Genomic DNA, 19,526 nt, shown 5'->3' on the forward strand with positions numbered 1-19,526 from the left:
CCGTGGACCGGCTCCCTCGTCACCAGCGCGTCGTCATCGCCCTGTCGGTCCACATCCTGCGGTCGGGCGTCACGCGATCGTCTGATAGCCGGGTCGATGGCGTCGAGGTCCGCCTCGCGTTGCGCTGCCTGCTGCCGCACTGTCTGGAGCGGTGGCCGCTCGAGCTGTATTGGGATGCCGCGGCCCAGGAGAACGAAATTGGCCGAGCGCAGGGCGTCACCGCAGCATTCAATGGCATCGTTCGCCAACTCCGCCGTGCCGGACGTTACGAAGAGGCTTCGCCATAGTCGGCATGTCACAGCGCGCGCGCGATTGAGACTCGCAAAGACGGTGCTTCCCGGTGGAAAGCGAACCGGCGCGATCGGGAACGCGGACAGGGGTTTCATTTTGCGAGCACATCGGAGCAGCCTCCCCTCCGAGCGGGCGGCTTAAGCCGCCCGGCTATCGTGTCACTCCTCCCAGAGCGGCTTGCGCTTGCGGCTGCGCTTGTGCGGGAGCCTTGGGGTGGAGGGTGCACTCGCGTCGATCTCCGCGACAATCGCTGCGAGATCCGTGAGCCATGCCTGATCGCGTGGGGCCTGTTTGCGCATGTGAACCTCCGTCTGTTCGTTTGAAGACGGGGGCGGCTGGACGGTCGGGCGGGGTCGGGGTCACAGGACCGCGTCAGCGGCCGCGACGCGGGGCGTGGGGGTGCCGATTTTCTCAGCCGGACGCCTAGGGCGGACGGGGGTGAAAATTGGGGGCACCGCGCATCCTTGACGCCGGCCCCGCCCGATCGTCACGCTGGATTGTACGTCGACGACAGCTTCTTTCGACTTTGAGGACAGCACCGAGAATGAGCGTGCTGACGCCGATCGAGCGACGCGCGACGCTGGTGACATTGGTCGTCGGCACGACCGAGACACGCGTCGGGCGATGGGCAGCGTTGACCGGGGAGGTCGAGATCCTCCCGCTCGTCTTTCATCCGCAGTGCAATTGGCGGATCGCGGTCGGCGGTGCGGGAGGACGAGCACACGCTGCTCGACGCCTCTGTCGACCTGCTCCAGCGCGAGCATCCCTGTGTCGGTTTGGACGCGAACCCCGACGGCCAGGCGCCGGGGCCCGACGTGTTCATCGCTCGTTGGCGCGCATGATGGTGAGGACACGGACCGTCCTGGACGGGTCGGCGGGGTCCTCAGAGCCCGCGGCGAGATCGGGGCTGTAATAGTCGATCTTCCACAAGCAGGCGGCGTCTTCGAACGCGAACGAACCCATGTCGTGCTCGCCATAAGGGTCGTTGCCGTGGTCGAAGGCGTCGAAGTCGCGGACCGCGCGCAGCAGTTCGGCGCGCTTGCGAAAACCCCGGAAGAGGGCGACGTCGCCGATCAGGGCGGCAATGCCGATGGTCATCACGACGCGGTTGTGGCCGGGGGTGGTGATGTGCTCCCGCAGCAGGTCGTTGAGCCGGGCGATCTCCGCCGGCCCGCCTGCCGGACGTTCGGACTGGGGCGTCTGCTCGGTCATGATGGTCTCCTTGTCCTGACCCCGCCAATCGGGGCCTTTCGACAGGCGACAGGACCGCCGGGGCATAGCCGCGCCGATGCACCCGTGAGGGTCGCAACGAACGTGGAGAAGCCCGCTTGGGCGGGCTTGCGTCGGGGCGCGTCCCGGCGATGACCTGGGAGCCCGAAAGAGCCCCTCGGATTGGCGGCAGGGGAGACCATGGCCGTGCCCCAAGCCGCTGGACGGACGCGGAGGGCGGGCGCTATCCTCTGCCCATGCAAACCGGAGCGGACATCGTCGCCCTGTGGCCCCGCTGGATGGACAGCGCTGCCGAGATGCTGCGGATGAACGCGCAGGTCCGCAGCCAGTGCTCGACATGCGGGACGATGCTGCGCGTCGAGCTCGAGGACATCGTCGCCCGTCACGGGCGCGACCATTCGCTCGTCGACCGGCTCGAGCGGTGCCGGATGATCGGGTGCATCGGCTCGACCTTCTACCTCGCGTCGCGGACCTATGGGCGCGCGTGGACGACGTTGCTCCGTGACCCGGCGCTCATCGCGAGCTTTGAGGCGCGTCGCGCGAGCACGCACGCCGCTCAGCGGAGCGGCCATGTGTAATCGCTATCGGATATCCGCGAAGCAGGAGACGGTGATGCAGGCCTGCGGTTTCGATCCGCCCTATGCACCCGACGAGGTTTTCCCCCCTGCGCGCGAGATCTTCCCCACGGGCAAGAAGACGGCCCGTCATGGCCCCGTGATCCGGCGGTCGGCGGGCGGGAACCGACCGCTCGAGTTGATCCTGATGGAGTGGGGCTTCCCGACAAAGATCCCGAGCAAACGCAATTCCGAGGTGAAGCTCGACAAGTACGTGACGAACGCGCGCAACCTGTCGTCGAGCATGTGGAAGCCGTCGCTCGGTAGCCCGGATCGACGGTGCATCGTGCCGTTCACCCATTTCGCCGAGCCACATCCGGATGGTGGCAAGGGCGACGACAATCTGCCCAAGCAGATGTGGTTCTCGCTACCCGATCGACTCGTCGGGTTCTTCGCAGGCCTTTGGCGGCCGACCGAGCGCGGGGAGGCGTTCGCGTTCGGCACGACCGAGCCCAACGAGATCGTGCGGCCCTGGCACCCCAAAGCCATGCCGGTCATCCTGCATCGCTGCGACCTGCTGACCTGGCTTGATGGCAGCACCGAGGACGCGATCGCGCTCGTCAAACCCTATGATGGCCCGATGTACAGCCAGGTCGAAACCCCGCGGGGCGATATGATCGAGGTGGACGCCTGAGGCGCGCGAGGCCGGACGAGCGTACGGGTCATGAACGGATCGACAGCGTTGAGCAGCAAGGGCCGGGGCGGCTCCGATGCCAGCCCCGGCCCTTTGACAAGCAGGTGAAAGGGGAGGGGGCCTTTCGACCCCCTGGGCTTCAGGCGAAGGGGTCGTATTCGTTGACGATGGTGAGCGAGCTCTCGTGATCGTCGGCGGTGATGACGGCGTATTGGGTGCCGACCGCGATGACCATGGTGGCGACCATCAGGGTCCGGGCGAGGCTGAGAGCGGATTTGCGGGCGATCCAGATATCGTTGAACATGTCCGAGGCTCCTGTGAAGCCGACGGGGTTCATCCCCGCTCGACAGGCGCCCGACAGGATGGGGAGGGGCCGCGATCACTTTTTTGCGCTCTGCAAAAAAGCCGTAGCGAAGCGCCCGGACCCTTCACGGGTTGATCGTACAAGGCCCCGACCCGGCCCAAGGATTGCGCCTCCAAGAGCGGGGTGAAGCGTGTCGGTCGGGAGCCGTCGTGGCGCAGCGCCGGACCGCCCTGTGACGCCCACCTCGCCACCGGGTGCCGCCCCGCCTGATCGCGTAACCCTCCGCGTGGTATTCGAGCTCGGAGGATGCCCCGTAGGTCCGCATTACCCCTGACGGCGGAGCGCACGGAAAGAAATTGCCCGTTTCCGGAAACATGTTTCCGCTGCGATGCCCCCCGTCAGTCGATCGTCACCTGGATGGGCCGAGACCCCGCAGGGGCTCGGTGAAGCGCAAGCGGAATAGAGCGACGGTCCCGGCGCAGCCGGGAGACGCCGACTATCTGCCGGGCCCATCAATTGACCCAAGTGGTAAAATGGTATGGAGAAGTCGACGGTCCCTTATGCTCTTGTCGTCGACGACGATCCGCTGATCCTGATGGACGCCAGTGACATCCTGGCAGCAGCCGGGTTTCGGGTACGCGAGGCGGGGACCGGTGACGAAGACAAGGCGTTCCTTGAAACGGACGGCGCAAGCGTGATCCTCTTGGTTCTTCCGATGTCGAGATGCCCGGGGACACCAACGGCTTCGCGCTCGCACGCCATGTCGACCAGCATTGGCCGGCGATCGAGATCGTGATCGCCAGTGGCCGGATCGCGCCGGCGCCGGGGGACATGCCCGACAAGGCCACTTTCGTCGCCAAGCCCTACAATGCCAGGATGATACACGATCATCTTCGCCGGACGCTGCCGGATGGCAAGAAGCCCGAACCGCTCAGGCAGGCGGTCTAGCCACCACGGCGGATCAGCATGAAAAAGGGGCCCGGGAGCCTCTCGCTCCCGGGCCCTGTCCCCCATCAGAAGGGGACGTCGTCGTCGTCGTTGTCCTGGGCGGGACCCTGCTGCTGGCGGGACTTGCCGTAGGAGAGAAACGTCACCTCGTCGGCGATGATCTCGACGCCGAAGCGCTCGATGTCCTGTTGGTCCGTCCAGCGGGTGTAGTGGATGCGGCCACGGACCATGACCTTCTGGCCCTTTTCGACATTGTCGGCGACCGACTTGCCGATGCCGTTGAAGCAGGTGATCCGGTGCCATTCGGTGTCCTCGATCCGGCGACCGTTCTCGTCCTTGAGGACCTTGCCCTCGCTGTCGCGCTTCGGGCGCGAGGTTGCGAGGCTGAAGTTGGTGATCTTGGTGCCACCGGTGGTGGTGCGGGCTTCGGGGGCGGCGCCGACGTTGCCGGCGAGGATGACGAGGTTCTGCATTTCGAGGTTCCTTCTGTTCGCCGGGGGTTCGTTCCCTCGACTGAACACCGTCGAAGACGGCCAGGGACGCCCTCTCCACCGGAGCGCGCAGACGCGCAGGGGAACCCCGATCAGAGGGGTGGTGCGGGCAGCCGCGCAAGCGGCAACTCGGCCCGAATGATCGCGGGTTGGAGGGGGCGGACGGACGGCTTAGGTCGTTCAGCAAAGAGAGGGGATGAACCCCGCGCGGGCAGGGGGGGCCAGGATCGCGAGCCTCGCTCCCGGCTGACACAACGTCGCTCACCGCACTGGACCGGCGCTTGCCGTGTACCCGACCAACGTCCGATGCGATCGGTGATCGATCCCCGGCATGGGGCCATATCTCGGGGCTCGGAACGGAGGAAGAGACCGCCGGAGGCGACTAATCCTGCCACGGCGACGCACGGTCGCTCGTTGTCGTTAGGAGAAGGCTATGCCCGGTCACATCCTCCCCCTGCGGATCATGGCACGCGTCCGGCGCCGATCTGCCAGGGGTGTTCACGCCCTGCGATGTCCGGGCTGCGCATCTCCGCATGATGAGAGGCTCGATGTGAGATCATACGGGGACGATCGGCCGGAACGGGCACCAAGCCTCGATCGGGCGATCCTCCGTGCGACCCGTGAAATGCGGGGTCGCCGTTCCTCGTCAGGCGATCGTCACCCGGATGGGCCGAGACCCGAACGGGGCTCGGTGAAGCGCAAGCGGAGTAGAGCGGCGGTCCCGCCATCGGCGGGAGACGCAAACGCTTGGACCCGGACAGGTTCTGAAGGCGACCCTAGGCCTTGGGCCCGATCAGGACAGAGATGGACTGTATGGCCTCGCCTTCCGTTGCACACGACGTCCATTCAACGTCCGAAGCGTGGCGAGTACATTCCCCACTCCCCCGCCAGATCCTGCTCGGGACGACATCTCGCCTCAAATCCGCAAGGTTGGGCGAGCGCCGTTGATCCATGATGACCCGGCAGCGCACGAACTGCCAGAATGGTAGCTCTGGCGACGCTTCGGGGATGAGCAAGTGATCAGGCGGGCCGGCGTCTTGGGCCGGTGCAACCGGAAGCCGATGACATTCGATACCGAGCGAATGGCCGCGATCCGTTCGGCAACAGTTTTCTATCGCCGAACGGTGGCGATCAAGCGACGATCAAGTCGTTCTCGACCGACGTGGCGCCAGGCGCAGCCCAGGCGGTCGAAGCCGCGGTTTGCCGCTCCTGCCATGAACCCACGGTCCCGTTCAGCTTGATGCGGCCCTCCTGCGCAGTGACGTGGACGTTTTCCTCGTCGAAGAACCAGGAAGGGTGAAGCGCGTGCTGGATGTCGTCACTGAGACCGCCGGTATCGACCCGGGGCTTGATCGTGATCTGGTTCGACACGCCAAGCACGCCCATCAGGTTGTGCATCTCCCGCTCGGCGGCTTCCTTCTGGAAGTGCCAGTGGACGTCACCGGTGAGCGTCAGCCAGCCCTTTTCGACCTTTACCTTCACGACATCGCGCGGCGTGCCCGTATCCCAGGCGAGCCGATCGACCGCAGCCGTTGCAATGTCGGCGTCATCGCGCTTGATCTCGAACGGGCAGCCGGACCTCGATTTCCTCGGCGACAGCCTTCACGCCCCTGACGCGTCCGGTCGCCATCTCGGCCGCGTGCTTCTGGCCGTAGCTCTCGACATGTCCGGTCAGGGTGACCGTGCCGTTGTCGGCGGTCACGCCGATATGCGCCGCGGTGATGCTCGGCTCCCATTTCAGTTCGGCTAGCACTGCCTTTTGCAGCTGATCGTCGTGCGACATGGTGTTGCTCCGCAATTGAGTTCGTCCGGCAACGCTGCGGCATCGTACCTATCGCCGACAGGATCGGAAACTACGCAGGCACGCCCGGCGCGGTTCGGATCGTCCGGGGAATGGGCTGGCTGGCGTCGCAGCAGGCATCGACAGGATGCCCGGCGACCCGCCAGAATCATGAGAAATGAGGCGGCTCCGGCGATGACGCTGGCACTCGGACGCCGGGGAAGTCGATCCGACACGTCCGTGAACGGTAAGGCCGCCAGCAGACCGGCGGCCTCGGCAGGGTCAACCGACCATGCGATCTGTCTGAGCGTTGCGAGCGGACGGCGGCGTACCCAGGGGACCGCGGCGATCAACGACGCGAATGCCCGCCTTCTTGGCATCGATCACCAGGCGTTCGGTCACGCCGTTACCCTGGAAGGCGATGACATAGCGAGGCTTCAGCGAAAGCATCTGCTCGTTGCGACGAAAGCCGGCACGATCACCGAGTTTGCGATCGAGCCCGAAGCGGACTTGCTGGATGCCATGCTGCTCCGCCCAGGAGGCAGCGATGCGTTCGATCCCCTTCATGTCGCCGCCATGGACGAGATACATGTCGCCCACGCGCTCCCGGACTGCGTTGAGGGTGCGCAACAGGTTGCTACCGAACGCCGTCATGTCCTTGTCGGTCCCGAAGGTCAGCCGTCCCCCGGCGAACACGACCGGCGTCCCTTGCGCCGTGTTGGCATCGCGGATCCGGTCGCGGCGAGCCTGGAGAAATGCTCGGCCGTCCACGATCGCCGATGTCACCCCGAGCGAAATGCGGTTACCGGTCGACGGGATCCAAGACCGACCCGTCTCGCGGATGTAGTGTGCCGCGGCCGTGTCGCGCATCACCTCGTAGCAGGTGGCGGCTTCCTCGATCTTCTTGGCGAGGTCGATCTTCTCCTCGAGATTGGCGGTGTTGATTTCCGAACCGTCCTGCTCGGCAATTAGCAGCCGGATCTCGTCGGTGAGGCGGTCGATGGTCGCATGCTTCTTGGCTGCGGCACGGTGGAAGAGGTTGACCAGGCCCCATCCCATCTCCTCGATGTCGCGCTCGAGAGACGTGTTGTGGAGGGTGGCGAACAGGTCGCTCCAGATCGCGGTGGTGGTTTGCTCCAGCGCCTCTGACGAGGGAGGACACATGCCTGAAACGTCCTCGGCGCGGGGTTCGAGGTGTCCAAGCTCCAGTGCTGCAAGTGCGGCGGCAAGCGAAGTGGTCATGGTGAAGAGCCTTCATCTGATCGAGGCCGGCGGCCTATCCGCCGGATGCGCACCTCCTGGGCGGCCGAATAAGAGGCGCCCGCACCGCAGCGTGAGCGCAGGGGAACCGCAAAAACCGGGGTGGAGCGGGCAGCCGTGGCACACGGCAACTCGGCCCGGATTTTTGCGGTTGTGGGGGTCTCGCGGCCGCCCATGTGCCGCATCTCTAAGGCGGAAGGCTGTCGGGCGTCAGGTGGCGTCGGGTGCAGATGTGACCACGCCTGCTGCTACGGTTGAAGTGGGGCCCAGCCCGAAGGTCGCGATGTCGTCGAGAAGTGCCTGCCCCGTTGCACCCAAGCGGACCATCGCCGCTGGGGTGATCCTCAACCCTCCATCAGCGCCGATCGCATCGACCATGATGCGGAGCTGATCGACCAGATCCTCGCTCCGGGTCGCGGCATAGCCGGCGCATGCCGCCACCTCAGAGAACAGGCCGGGACGGGCAGGACGGAGGCATCACAGCCATCCGGGACAACGCGCCAAGGATCGACGACCGCACCTCCCGGAGACTGTCTCAGTCGATCACGCGCCAGCCAATAGCGATCCAGCCCTGGCGATTGCGCGCATATTTCGCGGCCGTCGCGAGAATAACTTGCGGCGCGCATCGGCATCGCTGGCGTAGTCCGCGGCCGCGTCAGCGGCGCGCGCGGGCCAGCATAGATCCGTGTCAAGGATCGCGACTGGATGCGCCGTCGATCCTTCGACGACGAATTGCTTGATGATCGGCTCAGGCATGGTGACGGTCTGCGGCCAGCGCGTCAGACGCGCGGTGAAAGTCGTCAAGCCAGCGCCCCATCGGGGTGCGTTGCTCAGGGAGAAGCGCGGCCTGCGCCGCCTGAAAATCGAGTAGCGCCAAGGGCGCGGTCTCGATGATGCGGTCGACTTCGGCCGGTGAAAGGAGGCCGCGTTCGCGGATGAACTCGGTTATGCTGCCGGGACGCGGCGTCGCACCGCGACGGCCAAGCACCGGCTTGCGCCACAGGCCTTCGACATTGCGGAGGCGAGGCTTGGCTCGCGCTTCCATCAAGACGATGATGCGCAGTACCTCCGATGAAAGCTCCAGCACCTCGTCAGGCTTGATGCTGCCACAGATGTAGCAGCTCGACTTGGTCGGGACGGGGAGGCCAGCGCGCGCGATACGCGCCTCGCAGTCGGCGCGCACCCATTCCCATTCCCGCAAGGGGTAGCGGTAGGCGTAGCGCGGATCCTCGCACCCGACCGCGTGATGGTAACGCTGCGTGTCGCGTCCAGAAGCGTCGTAGCCGATCAGCTTTACCACGCGCCCGCCTGCGTCCCAGCAGCGGCGCGCGGGTTCCCACTGGGCGGTCCAGGCATCTTGCGGGGCCGCCTTCCATTTCTGGGTGCAGGACCCCCCACCAAATACCACGGAGGGCAGGGTGGCGTTGGTCAGCATGTTCTCGGCGATGCCCGCATAGGGCGGCCAGTGCTTGAAGTTGCGGGGCTGGTAGCGGACGATCTCGGATGGGATGCCGCGTTCCGACATCCAGGCCCGGAACACGGGGATAAACGCATAGGTCGCCGACTTCTCGGCGCCGGGATCGGCGAAGAGAACCATGTCGACGGGCTCGCCGCGTTCGGCGAGTTCCACGATCATGGCGGTGGAGTCGACGCCGGCACCCCAGGCCGCGATGACGGGTGGGCGGTCAGCCACTGGCCGTGTCCCGCACGACGATCGCCGCATGAACGATGCGATAGGCGCGCGTGCGAAACGCCGGGATGCGGCAGATCGCGCGACTTTCCGGGTCACGGAACAGCGGCGTCTTGCCCTTGGGATTGGCGACCACCTCGAAACGGCTGCGGTCGCTACCGTCGCTGAAACGCATGGGCTCATCGAAGATGATGGTCTGCCCAGGCTTCGGGGTCGGCTTGGCCCGGTCGAGCTTCTTCGCGAGCAGGTTGGCGCGGCACCGCGCGCGCCAGGCCAAGGCGTATTCGCTGTCCGTGACGGTCAGCTCGTCGAGGATCGCGGCCGGACACTCGCTCTCGTTGGGCCCGACCGTTTCATCCATGTCCTTGTACCCAAACGTGCAGCCGTCGCGCGCGCCGATGCTGGTCTTGGTGAAGCAGACGATGCCGAACACGATCCGTTCGTCGTCGTCCGCCAGGCGCTCGCAAGCGGCGTAATAGGTCGATCCGACCATGGCGGACGCCAGCACGGTCAGGCGATGCGTGTCGCGCTGGTAGGTAAACTGGTTGTCGAGGTAGGAGCGCGGGGTGGCGCAGCCGCCCATATCGCGCATTAAGAGCCAACCCATGACAAGTCTCCGGTGAAGTGAGGATCAGGCGGCAGCGGCGAGGCGCGGAGAGCCCACGTCGCCAACCTTCGCGGTGAGCCGGCGCTGGAACGTGGCTGCATCCAGCAGCTCGGCGATCGGCGCGCGTTGAACGGGGCCGGCGTGTTCGCCTCTTCGGCAGCGGTTGAAGGTGATCTCGCTGTCGGGGAGAAAGCTGTGCGGCCGCACCCGGATCGAGAGATCGGCATGGCGCAGCTCGGTCGTGCCATCGTCCGCGATACCGCCCATGTCGGTATCGATACGGACGTCATGCGCCTCGAGACCGATCGTCTCGGCAAGCGAAACGAGTGCGAGGCGAGCCTGCCGATGGAATGTCCGTTTCGCCATTGCATCGCCGGCGACGCTGTTGCCGGCGATGTCGAGCAGCGCGGATCTGGTGATGACGGTGCCCCGATCTTCCGCACAGCGCAGACGCAGCTCGTTGGTGCTGGGCGCACTACGTTCGGCGACGGACGCCAGATTGCGGATCAGCAGCAGGATCGACGCATCGAGATCGATCGGCTTGCCGGCACGCCGGCAGTCGTCGACGCCCGCGTTCAGGGCATGGAGCGCTGCAGGCAGGGTGCCGAGCGCCTCGGGAGACAGCGCCTCGTTGTGGCGATAGTGGGTGTCGTAGAGCATGGCCGAACCTCCTGAGCGCACACGCGCGCTCAAAAGGCCGAAGGCTTCCTCTCCTCCGTGCGGGGCCTTGTCAGAGCATCCCGCCAACAGGATCGGCCGATCGTGAGGCCGCGTCATAGCCGGACTGCCAAGCCGTGCGGAGCTTGCTCCGTCGGCGGTAATGGCAACGGTCGTTGCCCATGACGAAGCAGCGCCATCCCGATTTGTTGGCTTCCCACAGCGGCTCTTTCCGCGTGGGAGCGAGAAGGCGCGTGAGGTCCACGCCCGTGGCGGCGTTCATGACGGGCCTGCATGGTCGCCGAAGGCGCCGGCAGGGAGTGTCCAGTGATCCGCCAGGATCGAGAGCCGCCAGACCGGATCATCGGCTTGCGCCAATTCGTCGGGATGAAGCATCGCAGCCGGGAACGCCGTGCCGCGATCAGCGAGCTGCGTGACGGTGAGCGAGCGATGGATGGTCTTCCCGGTCGCGGCTTCGCGAGCCGCGACCCGTCGGAAGGCGGCAGGAAAGACGAGCCGGAGCGTCGCTCATTGGTCGGGCGAGCCGAAGATGCAGGCTCGGCAGGACAGGCGGCCCCAACCCAGGACGTAGGCCGGGTGGGGACGGATCCGCGCTTGGGCGATCGCGTCCCAGATCAGGCGCTCGGTCCATTTATGGACCGGGCGCCAATGATCGACCGCACGCGCGAGGGTAGATGTGCGATGCGGCTCGAGCGTCGCATAGCGCGCACGCGAGGGACTCTCCTCGGCGCGCTCGCCGGTGATGACAAGCGTGTGGCCGTCGAGGAAGCGCGATTGATTCCGGATCGCGGCCGCGAGGACGTCGATCTTCAGCGCTGGGCTGCACCAGCGCATCCGAAGATCGGAAGACGTCTGGGGGAAGAGCCCACGGGTGCCGGCGGGGCCGTTGCCCCCGGCACGGCCGATGCCGGTCGGCGTCTCGAATACGATCGGGGCGGTCGGCGCGTCGTCGCGCGCCAGCTCGTGCGCGAAGCCGCCTTCGCGCCACGAGACGTAGAGAGCGATCCCGAAATGGTCGGCGATTGCGCGGACATAGGCCGGCGTGCACGGCCAGTCCATGAAGGTCGGGCCGTGGCCATCGACATCATGGTGATGCAGCTCGATCGCGTGTGTCGGCACGCCGAGGCTGAGGAGGTGCAGGAGGGCGGCAAGGCTGTCCTTGCCGCCACTGAATGCCACGACGAAGCGCCGGTAGGCGCCTAGGTCGGGGAGGGCGGCCGGAACGGTCATGCCGCTTCACGGATCTGGTCCTCGGGCTCGGCCGAGACGTCGAGCCCCGTCGCGCGGAGCAGATAGCCGACTGCCGCCTCGGCCTTTGCCGCGGCGGTCATGATCGCGCGGCTATCCTTGCGCAGCACATTTAACCACGAGCCGATATAGGCGGCGTGATCGTCCATATGCGACGTCGGCAAACCGAGATCGGCACCGAGCAGCGCTGCGGTCATCTCGGCGCAAAGCTCCTCGAACGCATAGGCGTCGTCGCCGAAGCGCTTGCCGAACGTGCGATCGAGCCGGTCGGGATGGCCGGTCCAGTGGCCAGCCTCATGGGCGAGCGTCGCCGCAAAGTAGGCGCGCGTCGAGAACAGCTCGACGGGCGGCATGGTGATGCGGTCGGCGGTGCGGTCGTAGAACGCGCGGTCGCCGCGCATGTCGACCGTTGCCGGCAGCGCATCGAGGAAGCGCTGCGCGCGCTCGGGGAGCGCGTCGGCCGGGGGCACGATGCTGACAGGGCTCGAGTAGAAGTCCGGAGACAGCCCGTCGATCTGGTCGCAATTGAACACGGCGTACGAGCGCAGCACGCGCCGCATCTCGTCGGTCGTGTCGCCGGTGACGACGGATTCGACGGTCTTGCTGTAGGATTTGTAGAAGATCGCGATCTGCGAGCGCTCGCCCTCGCGGACCTGGCCGCCAAAGGCCTGCGCCTGTTTGTACGTCATCCAGGTGCGCGAGTTGTAGCCCGCCCCCTCGGCACACAGCCACAGCCAGAAGCAGTTGATGCCCTTGTAGGGGTCGCCGGTTGCGCGCAGCGGACGGCCCCCGAGTCCGGGGCGCCACGGCTTGACCCAGGGCCGTACTCCGGATTCGAGCTTGTCGATGATGGTGCTGGTGATGACGTCGGCAGGCGAGGGCTTGTCGGTGGTCTGTGCCACGATCGGTCTCCTGGATGAGGTAAGGCAAACCCGGTCAAGCATCCTCCCCTCTCGGGGGTCGCGGCGGGTCACAAGAAGCGGGGCGACACTTGCGCGAAAGTGCCGCCCCAGGTGCCTCGAAATGTGCGAGCCGGCGTCAGGCCGCTTGGCTCAAATCCTCGGCTTCGTGATCATCGCCCCCCTCGGACGCGATCGCGTCGTCGCCGTCCTCATCGAGATCTTCATCCTCGGCCGGATCGGCGTCGTCGACGTCGTCGGTGAAGGTGGAGCGCAGCGGCGTCCTGGCCGGCTTCTCTTGCGCCTCGAAGCGCATCGCCTCGGGCAACCAGGCCGTCGCCTTTTCGCGGATCTCCGCTTCGACGATGCCCTGGCCGTTGCACAGAGATGCACAGGTGCCGGCGAGGTCACCCTTCTTGGCGTCCTTGTAGCGGCCGCGCAGGATCGGGCCGCCAATTTCCTCGAGCGCGTCGAGCATGAGGGTCTTCTTGACCCGACCGAAGAAGTTCTCGGCCGTCGGGCGCCACCAATTTTCGACCTGGATGTCGAGGAGGCGACCGAGATGGTCATGGAACCCGTTGCTGCGGTAGCCCTCGGCGACATTGAGCGTGGGCTCCAGCGTACGTGCGATCGAGAACGCCACCCACGCGCCCCGGGCCTCATCGTCGAGCGCCCGGAAGGCGTCGAACCGCTCGGTCATGGTCTTGTGCCCGGCCCAGCTCGTGTCGAGACGCTGCCGCTGATCGTCGATGGTCTGCGACGCCATCGATCCCTCGTCGCGGAACCCAAAGATCGGGAACCCCGCGGCGCCCGATTTCAGGGTTGAATGGTTAGGGATATGGGCCTGCTCGAAGACCACGTTCTGCGCCATCAGGAAGATGGTCAGGTCGAGGGCGAGTCCCTGGTCGCTGGCGATATGGGCGACGAGGATCTGTCGGCGCTGGGTCGCCAGTTCGTCGATCAACGTGGCGCTGAGCTTCGGACCCTGCTCGGCATCGCTGGCAAGGCCTTCCCCGGCTGCGCCGCCCGACTCCTTGGGCGGCGCGTTGGGATCCACGACCGGCTTTTCGCTGAACAGGCGGGTGTGAACGCGAGGTTGGCCGTCGCCCCCGATATAGACGAACGTCCCGATCTGGCTTTTAAGCGCCGGATCGATCTCGTGACGGGCGTCTTCGATGGTTTCCAGCTCGCGCTCGATCGCCTCGATGCGCGCGTTCGCCGCCTCGGCCTCGGCGCTGCCGTCGGGCAGTTCCTGCTCGAGCTGGTCGATCAGCGCCTCGTTCTCGCACCCCAGTGCCTCGACACGCGCGGTCTCGTCCTCGGTGAGGGCGCGAGCGGGTGCGTGGTACTCGTGGAGCTGGCGCTCGAGGTCGTAGGGGACGTGCGTCGCCGCGATCGGCGTGACGAACGCGAGGCCCTGGTCTCTCGCCAGTTCGGCCGCTGCGGCTTCGAGCTTCGAGGCGGCAAGCGTCTCGATCAGGTCGACGTCGATCCAGTTCTCGTCGCCTTCTGTGGCGAACAGGTCGCCCTCGATGCGGCCGCCTGCGGCGACATAGGCTTCGCGACCGACAAAACGGGCCTTGGCGTCGTTCGCCTTGACCGTGCCGTTGAGGATGGCGCGACGGATGTTGTCGGGATTGTCGCCATAGTAGGACGTTTTCATCTGGGCGAACACGCGGGCCTGACGGTCGAGGTCGGTGGTGACGGCGTAAGCCTGCGCAACGCCGAGCGTGATCTCGCCGGCTGCGAGCGCCTCGAAGACAGCCGGGGCCAGCTCGGCAAGGCGCACGCGCTGCTCCACGAAGCGGGTGGTCACGCCCTGACGCTTGGCGACGTCCTCGGCCGTCATGCCCTTCTGGATCAGGAAGTTGAATGCAGTGCATTCGTCAGCCGAATTCATCGGCACCCGCTGAAAGTTCTCGGCGAGGCTTGTCTCGATTGCGTTGTCGTCGTCGCTCAGCACGAGGACCGGGACACTGTGGTCAGCGGGGAGGGTGCCCTGCTCGATCAAGAGCTGGAGCGCGCGCAGGCGGCGACCGCCCGCCTTCACGGTGAACGTACCCGCCTTCTTGAGCGGGGTGACGATCAGGTTCTGCAACAGACACTGCGCTGCGATGTTGGCGGCGAGGGTATCAATGCCTGCGTCGCGGTTGGATTTGCGGACATTGTCCTTCGAGAGCGAGAGGTTCTTGACCTTCACGGACTGGATCATCGATCATACTCCATTCGGGATAAGCGCGGCCGTTCCGACCGTCACGCGAGCCTGATCCTCCAAGCTCACAAAGCCGAAGGCTCCCTCCCCTCCCTTTGATGATCGGGAAGAAAGCCCGGTGTCGGTTAGGCGGTGATGCGGTCGATCACGGCCGCGGCGGTCGCGAGCGGAATGAACATCCGCGTCTTGTGCTGGATGATCTCGGTGAAGCATCCGGCCGCCTTCAGCTCGGCGAGCCGCGTGTGTGGCCAATCGAGCAATTCGAGGCGCTGCTGGGAGGCAACCAGACTGCGCTTGAGGCGATAGGCGCCCACGGTCGAGATCTCTCGGGTGCCCATAACGTGCTTGGCGCTGTCAGCGCCGGAGACGGTGATGGTAGCGGCAATCCCAAAGGCGTCCGCGAGCTTGGAGACGAGAGGGGCGGGGACGATCCGGCCAAGGAAGGACTGGCCATCGTCTGTATTGAGCCGCCAGACCTGAACATGATCGTCGGGCAGGCGATCCCAGACGGGGAGCAGAAGCCCGCTGACGAGATAGAGCGTGCTGATGCGGGTCTTTCCCGCCATCTCCGCCACCTCGGCCTGCCACAGAGCGGCGAACTCTTCCTCGCTAGCCTCCTCCCACATCGTCTCGACGAGAAGGTCTTGGCGCATTCGCTCGCTGCGAGTCGGGCGGACCAGCTCGTCGCGGCGCACAATCTCGCCATCGTCGTCGGTCAGAGAGTAGGTGCTGCACCGGATCGCGGCCTTGCCCGACTTGCGGTTGACGATGGGCCGCGCGTCATCACCGAGGATGCGCAGCGCGGGCTCGAGCGCGAGCGGCTTGTAGCGTTCCTCGGTCTCGAGCCGGAGGATCTCGGTCTCGGCGCCGCTGGTCTGGTCGCGCCGGATGACGGTGCGATCAAGGATCGTAATTCGCTCGGCGTTGATGCTCTCGACGCCCAGATCGAGCGTGCCGGCTTCCTTGGCCGCCTCGATGCGCGCCTCGATCAGGCCGAGATACTCGTCGAAGATCGCGTTCTGGAGCGCGATCCGCAGCGCCAGAATGCGGTTGAGCCAGCGCTGGATGGGCGGCAGGTCTTCCTTCAGACCACCCCCTTCGCCCTCCAGCTCGAGGCCGGTGAGCTTCTGGAACTGGTCGAGCGTGGTCGAGCGCAGCTTGCCATCGGCAAGCAGGCGAAACCACTGGTCCAGCGACTCCTTCGCATAGTCGCTTTCGAGATTGTCTCGCGGGTCGAACAGGCCCTGTCCGCCCGTTTGCCGCTGGCCGCGTGTGAGCGCGCCCAAGCTGTCGAGCCGGCGCGCGATCGTCGAGATGAAGCGTCGCTCGCCCCGACAATCGGTCGACACCGGTCGGAACAGCGGCGCGGTCGCCTGATGCGTCCGGTGCGTCCGGCCGAGTCCCTGGATGGCGGCGTCAGCACGCCAACCGGGCTCGAGGAGATAGTGATTGCGCCGCGACTGGTTCTCAGCGGTAAGACTTGCATGATAGCTGCGGCCGGTGCCGCCAGCATCGGAGAAGATCAGGATCTTCTTGGCACCGCGCATGAAGGAGTCGGTCTCGGCGAGATTGGTGCGCGGGCTGCGGCTTTCGACGCGTTGGCGGCCGTGGGGGTCCATGAAGACGCGCCGGCTGCGCCCCGTGACCTCGGCGACGGCATCCGTGCCGAAATGCCCGATGATGTGATCGAGGGCGGAGCCGACGATCGGGAGGGCGCAAAGCTGCTCGACCAGGGTGTCGCGCATCGCCAGCGCCTCCTGGCTGAACACAGGACGGCCGTCCTCGCCCGACATCGGTTCGGAGCGGATCTTGCCGGTGTCATCGACAAAGGTCTTCATCTGCCGCACTGGGAAAGCAGCCGTCAGATAGGACATGACGAACTCACGCGGCGACAACTCGATGTCGAGATTGGCCCGTTCCTCGATGGTCAGCGCCGCCAGTGCCCGGTTGAGCATCGCCTCGGACGTCGAGACGAGCTGGATCACGACGCTCTCGCCGCGGTCGAGGTCGGCGCGGATCGCGGGGATCAGAGCCGGCAGCTTCATGCCGATCAGGAGCTGGCAGAAGAACCGCTGCTTGGTGGACTCGAAGATCGACAACGCGGCCGCCTTGGCGCCGCTGTTGTAGGTATCGTTCGAGAAGCTGTCTGTGACGCGGGTGGCATCGAGTGCAGCGCGCAGGTTCGCGTGGATGATCGCCCAGGCATCGGCATAGGCGTCGTACACCTCGATCTGGTCGGGCGTGAGCTGGTGTTCGAGGATGTCGTATTCGACGCCGGCGAAAGACAGCGCGCGGGCGACATAGAGCCCCTGCATCTTCAGGTCACGGGCGATCAGCTCCATCGCCGCGATCCCGCCACGGCGCAGGGATTCGACGAACGCCTTGCGATCGGCGAACGCCGTGCCGGGACCCCAGAGCCCGAGCCGGGTCGCATAGGCGAGGTTGTTGACGTCGGACGCGCCGGTCGCAGACACGTACAGGACGCGGGCGCGCGGTAGGAGGTTCTGCAATCGGACACCGGCGATCCCTTGGTCGGAGCCGTCTTTGGTGCCGAAGCGGCCTTCGCCGCCTGCGACACCTGCCATCTCATGCGCCTCGTCGAACACGACCATGCCGTCATAGTCGTCTCCGAACCATTCGAGGATCTGCTGGAGCCGGCTGCCCTTGTCGCCGCGATTGGAGCGCAGCGTCGCATAGGTGAGGAAGAGGATGCCCTCACCGGCGCCGATTGGGGTGCCGAGCTTCCACTGGTTGAGATGCTGGATGTCGAGCGCGAGACCGCCCACGGCGGTCCAGTCGCGGCGCGCGTCCTCGAGGAGGGTCTCGGTCTTCGAGATCCAGATGTGCTTGCGGCGGCCGCGCAGCCACTGGTCGAGGACGATCGCGGCGACCTGGCGGCCCTTGCCGGCGCCGGTGCCGTCGCCAAGGAAGAAGCCGGTCCGATAAGGACGGCCTGCCTCATCGGGCGTGAGCGACAAGCCCTCTTCGACGGCCTTGAACAAGCCGGGGATGTCGCGTTCGAAGGCGTCGCCGGCGTAGATCAGCGTTTCCAATTGGGCGTCGGAAAGCGTTTTCGCGTCGACGACAGACTGCGAGAGGGTAGGGACGTAGGACGGTCGTGGCGCGGTGATCGAACCCATGGCGATCGACTCCACCAGCGCGGTGGGGTGCATCGACGCGCACGGGATGGCGATCCGGCTCGGCCGATAGGGCAGGTACACGCCGACGGCTTCGCCGGTCGGAACCGGCTCGGCAAAGACGGTGTAATCGATTGGTCGCGCGACAAGCGCCAGCGCGGATTTGGGGGTCGGGGCGGCGAGGCGCGGCTTGCTGGCGAGGCCGCCTAGCAGCGAGCCACGCCCACTCGGGCGAACCAGCTGAGGAGCAGATGCTCGCATTGCGGCAGCGGGTGACGGAGAGACGGCGTGGGCCTCGATCGCGGCGAGCGCTTCGACCAGCGACCCGCATCGGATCAGCTCGGCAGACGCGCCGGCACCCTTTTCCAGCACCACGATCTTCACGGGCTGGCTGGTGCCATGCTTGGCATAGGCGTTCGCCGGCAGCTCGAGGTGGAGCGTCAGCGTGCACCCCTCGATCGCCTTGGCCCAGGCCCGGCTCGACGTGTCGGCGCGATCGGGGACGATGGCCGCGCAGCGGCCCCCGGCACCGAGCCGCATGAGCGCGGCGCGAAGGTGCCGGAAGGCAGCAAGCGGATCGGCGTGGCGGCCGATGCTGCGCGAGAATGGGGGGTTGATGAGGACGGCTGTCGGCCGGATGCTCGGCGCCAGCAGGTCATGAATCAGTTCGGCGTCGTGTCGCGTGACGGGCACGCCGGGAAAGGCGGCGCCAAGCATCTCGGCGCGAACCGGATCGATCTCGTTGAGGACCAGGCGCGCCCCCGCCCGGCGCGCGAAGACCGCAAGGAGCCCGGTGCCAGCAGAGGGTTCGAGCACCAGATCGGTGGCCGCGATGCGGGCAGCGAGCGTCGCGAGGTAAGCGATCGGCGCCGGGGTCGAGAATTGCTGAAGTTCGATCTGCTCTTCGCTGCGGACCGTGTGGGTCGGCAGATTGACGACCAGGTCAGTGAGCGCCGCGAGGCAAGCGCCCGGGTCGGCGGGAAGGTCTGCCTTTGCCAGGTGCATGACTTCGGCCAGTTCGAGCATGTCGAAGGCGTCGCGGATCGACCAGCGGCCATCGGCGGATGATCCGCCATGGGCTTGCTCCATGACCCACAGCAGCGCGTCGCGCTGGAGAGATCCGTTCCTGGCAATCGTGTCGGCAACCGCCTTGGCGGCGGTGATCGACGGTTCGGTGAAATCAAGTTCGAGAGCTGCAGCCGAGATGCGCATCGAGGGCCTCCTTCATGTCGACCGGTGCTCATCACCGGATCGCCAAGCCGAAGGCTCCCTCTCCTCTATGCTTGCGAAGACGGCATTCGCAGCTGCGTCAGGACGTTCGAGGACGGCATCGTCGATGTACCGCGTTGCTATCGGTGCGATCGGACGGGCCTTTCAGACTGACTCGAGCGCGCGGCACCCGTGCGGTCCAGATAACGCCTTGGCGGAGCCGCACAGCTTTCGACGAAGCGCCCCTACGTGTAACCCACGCGAGCGCTGTCTCCAATGTGTTACACGTAACCG

Annotated in this window: 19 protein-coding genes and 1 pseudogene; 4 read left to right on the forward strand and 16 right to left on the reverse strand. The window is 66.2% G+C overall.

The window, feature by feature from the left end; translation table 11 throughout:
* The first annotated feature begins 2 nt into the window (after positions 1-2).
* Positions 3-287 carry a hypothetical protein gene (locus GTH33_RS01330; RefSeq protein WP_163956708.1) on the forward strand — a complete coding sequence of 95 codons (285 nt, stop codon included), beginning with the start codon at positions 3-5 and terminating at the stop codon, positions 285-287.
* Positions 288-1,110: 823 nt separating this feature from the next.
* Here the strand turns inward: GTH33_RS01330 and GTH33_RS01335 are convergent.
* Entirely contained in the window at positions 1,111-1,503 is a 393-nt protein-coding gene (locus tag GTH33_RS01335) for a DUF3768 domain-containing protein (RefSeq protein WP_163956709.1), read from the reverse strand.
* Between the two features lie 254 nt (positions 1,504-1,757).
* On the opposite strand from GTH33_RS01335, the gene GTH33_RS01340 reads away from it, so the two are divergent.
* Entirely contained in the window at positions 1,758-2,099 is a 342-nt protein-coding gene (locus GTH33_RS01340) for a hypothetical protein (RefSeq protein ID WP_163956710.1), read from the forward strand.
* Between the two features lie 34 nt (positions 2,100-2,133).
* Positions 2,134-2,769: an SOS response-associated peptidase family protein gene (locus GTH33_RS01345; protein ID WP_243848458.1), complete on the forward strand. Its 636-nt coding sequence runs from the start codon at positions 2,134-2,136 to the stop codon at positions 2,767-2,769.
* 139 nt (positions 2,770-2,908) lie between these two features.
* Here the strand turns inward: GTH33_RS01345 and GTH33_RS17840 are convergent, their stop codons facing one another.
* The gene (locus GTH33_RS17840; RefSeq protein WP_166753220.1) at positions 2,909-3,073 is read right to left on the reverse strand and encodes a hypothetical protein; all 165 of its coding nucleotides are present in this window, start codon (positions 3,071-3,073) and stop codon (positions 2,909-2,911) included.
* 723 nt (positions 3,074-3,796) lie between these two features.
* Here GTH33_RS17840 and GTH33_RS18340 point away from each other — a divergent pair.
* On the forward strand, positions 3,797-4,021 hold the full coding sequence (locus tag GTH33_RS18340; RefSeq protein ID WP_243848459.1) for a hypothetical protein: 225 nt from the start codon (positions 3,797-3,799) through the stop codon (positions 4,019-4,021).
* Positions 4,022-4,086: 65 nt separating this feature from the next.
* Here GTH33_RS18340 and GTH33_RS01355 read toward each other — a convergent pair whose 3' ends face one another.
* From GTH33_RS01355 to GTH33_RS01415, 14 genes and pseudogenes are all read right to left on the reverse strand, one after another.
* A complete protein-coding gene (locus GTH33_RS01355) occupies positions 4,087-4,494 on the reverse strand; it encodes a single-stranded DNA-binding protein (protein WP_163956711.1) in 408 nt (135 codons plus the stop codon).
* 1,149 nt (positions 4,495-5,643) lie between these two features.
* Positions 5,644-6,111, reverse strand: coding sequence for a BON domain-containing protein (locus GTH33_RS18075; RefSeq protein WP_243848480.1), 468 nt, complete (start codon positions 6,109-6,111; stop codon positions 5,644-5,646).
* A complete protein-coding gene (locus tag GTH33_RS18080; protein WP_243848460.1) occupies positions 6,059-6,295 on the reverse strand; it encodes a BON domain-containing protein in 237 nt (78 codons plus the stop codon). Before GTH33_RS18080 ends, GTH33_RS18075 begins: the two co-directional genes overlap by 53 nt.
* Before the next feature lie 279 nt (positions 6,296-6,574).
* Positions 6,575-7,534: a DUF2493 domain-containing protein gene (locus GTH33_RS01365; protein WP_163956712.1), complete on the reverse strand. Its 960-nt coding sequence runs from the start codon at positions 7,532-7,534 to the stop codon at positions 6,575-6,577.
* A gap of 228 nt (positions 7,535-7,762) precedes the next feature.
* Entirely contained in the window at positions 7,763-7,930 is a 168-nt protein-coding gene (locus tag GTH33_RS01370; protein ID WP_163956713.1) for a hypothetical protein, read from the reverse strand.
* 165 nt (positions 7,931-8,095) lie between these two features.
* The gene (locus GTH33_RS01375) at positions 8,096-8,308 is read right to left on the reverse strand and encodes a hypothetical protein (RefSeq protein ID WP_163956714.1); all 213 of its coding nucleotides are present in this window, start codon (positions 8,306-8,308) and stop codon (positions 8,096-8,098) included.
* Positions 8,301-9,188 carry a hypothetical protein gene (locus GTH33_RS01380; RefSeq protein ID WP_243848461.1) on the reverse strand — a complete coding sequence of 296 codons (888 nt, stop codon included), beginning with the start codon at positions 9,186-9,188 and terminating at the stop codon, positions 8,301-8,303. The genes GTH33_RS01375 and GTH33_RS01380 overlap by 8 nt, the downstream gene beginning before the upstream one ends.
* Before the next feature lie 49 nt (positions 9,189-9,237).
* Complete coding sequence (locus GTH33_RS01385) at positions 9,238-9,834, reverse strand: DUF6927 domain-containing protein (RefSeq protein ID WP_243848462.1); 597 nt, start codon at positions 9,832-9,834, stop codon at positions 9,238-9,240.
* A 39-nt stretch (positions 9,835-9,873) separates the two neighbouring features.
* Positions 9,874-10,509, reverse strand: a complete 636-nt coding sequence (locus tag GTH33_RS01390; protein WP_163956717.1) for a hypothetical protein — start codon at positions 10,507-10,509, stop codon at positions 9,874-9,876.
* A 70-nt stretch (positions 10,510-10,579) separates the two neighbouring features.
* Complete coding sequence (locus GTH33_RS01395) at positions 10,580-10,789, reverse strand: hypothetical protein (RefSeq protein ID WP_163956718.1); 210 nt, start codon at positions 10,787-10,789, stop codon at positions 10,580-10,582.
* Positions 10,786-11,757: pseudogene (locus GTH33_RS01400) on the reverse strand (phosphoadenosine phosphosulfate reductase domain-containing protein). The gene GTH33_RS01395 and the pseudogene GTH33_RS01400 overlap by 4 nt, the downstream one beginning before the upstream one ends.
* Positions 11,754-12,677 carry an ArdC family protein gene (locus GTH33_RS01405; protein WP_163956719.1) on the reverse strand — a complete coding sequence of 308 codons (924 nt, stop codon included), beginning with the start codon at positions 12,675-12,677 and terminating at the stop codon, positions 11,754-11,756. Before GTH33_RS01405 ends, GTH33_RS01400 begins: the two are co-directional and overlap by 4 nt.
* A gap of 136 nt (positions 12,678-12,813) precedes the next feature.
* Complete coding sequence (locus GTH33_RS01410; protein ID WP_163956720.1) at positions 12,814-14,886, reverse strand: ParB/RepB/Spo0J family partition protein; 2,073 nt, start codon at positions 14,884-14,886, stop codon at positions 12,814-12,816.
* A 125-nt stretch (positions 14,887-15,011) separates the two neighbouring features.
* On the reverse strand, positions 15,012-19,235 hold the full coding sequence (locus tag GTH33_RS01415) for a strawberry notch-like NTP hydrolase domain-containing protein (RefSeq protein ID WP_163956721.1): 4,224 nt from the start codon (positions 19,233-19,235) through the stop codon (positions 15,012-15,014).
* Positions 19,236-19,526: the final 291 nt, after the last annotated feature.

Origin of the sequence: Sphingomonas insulae, from assembly GCF_010450875.1 — a bacterium.
Lineage (GTDB): Bacteria > Pseudomonadota > Alphaproteobacteria > Sphingomonadales > Sphingomonadaceae > Sphingomonas > Sphingomonas insulae.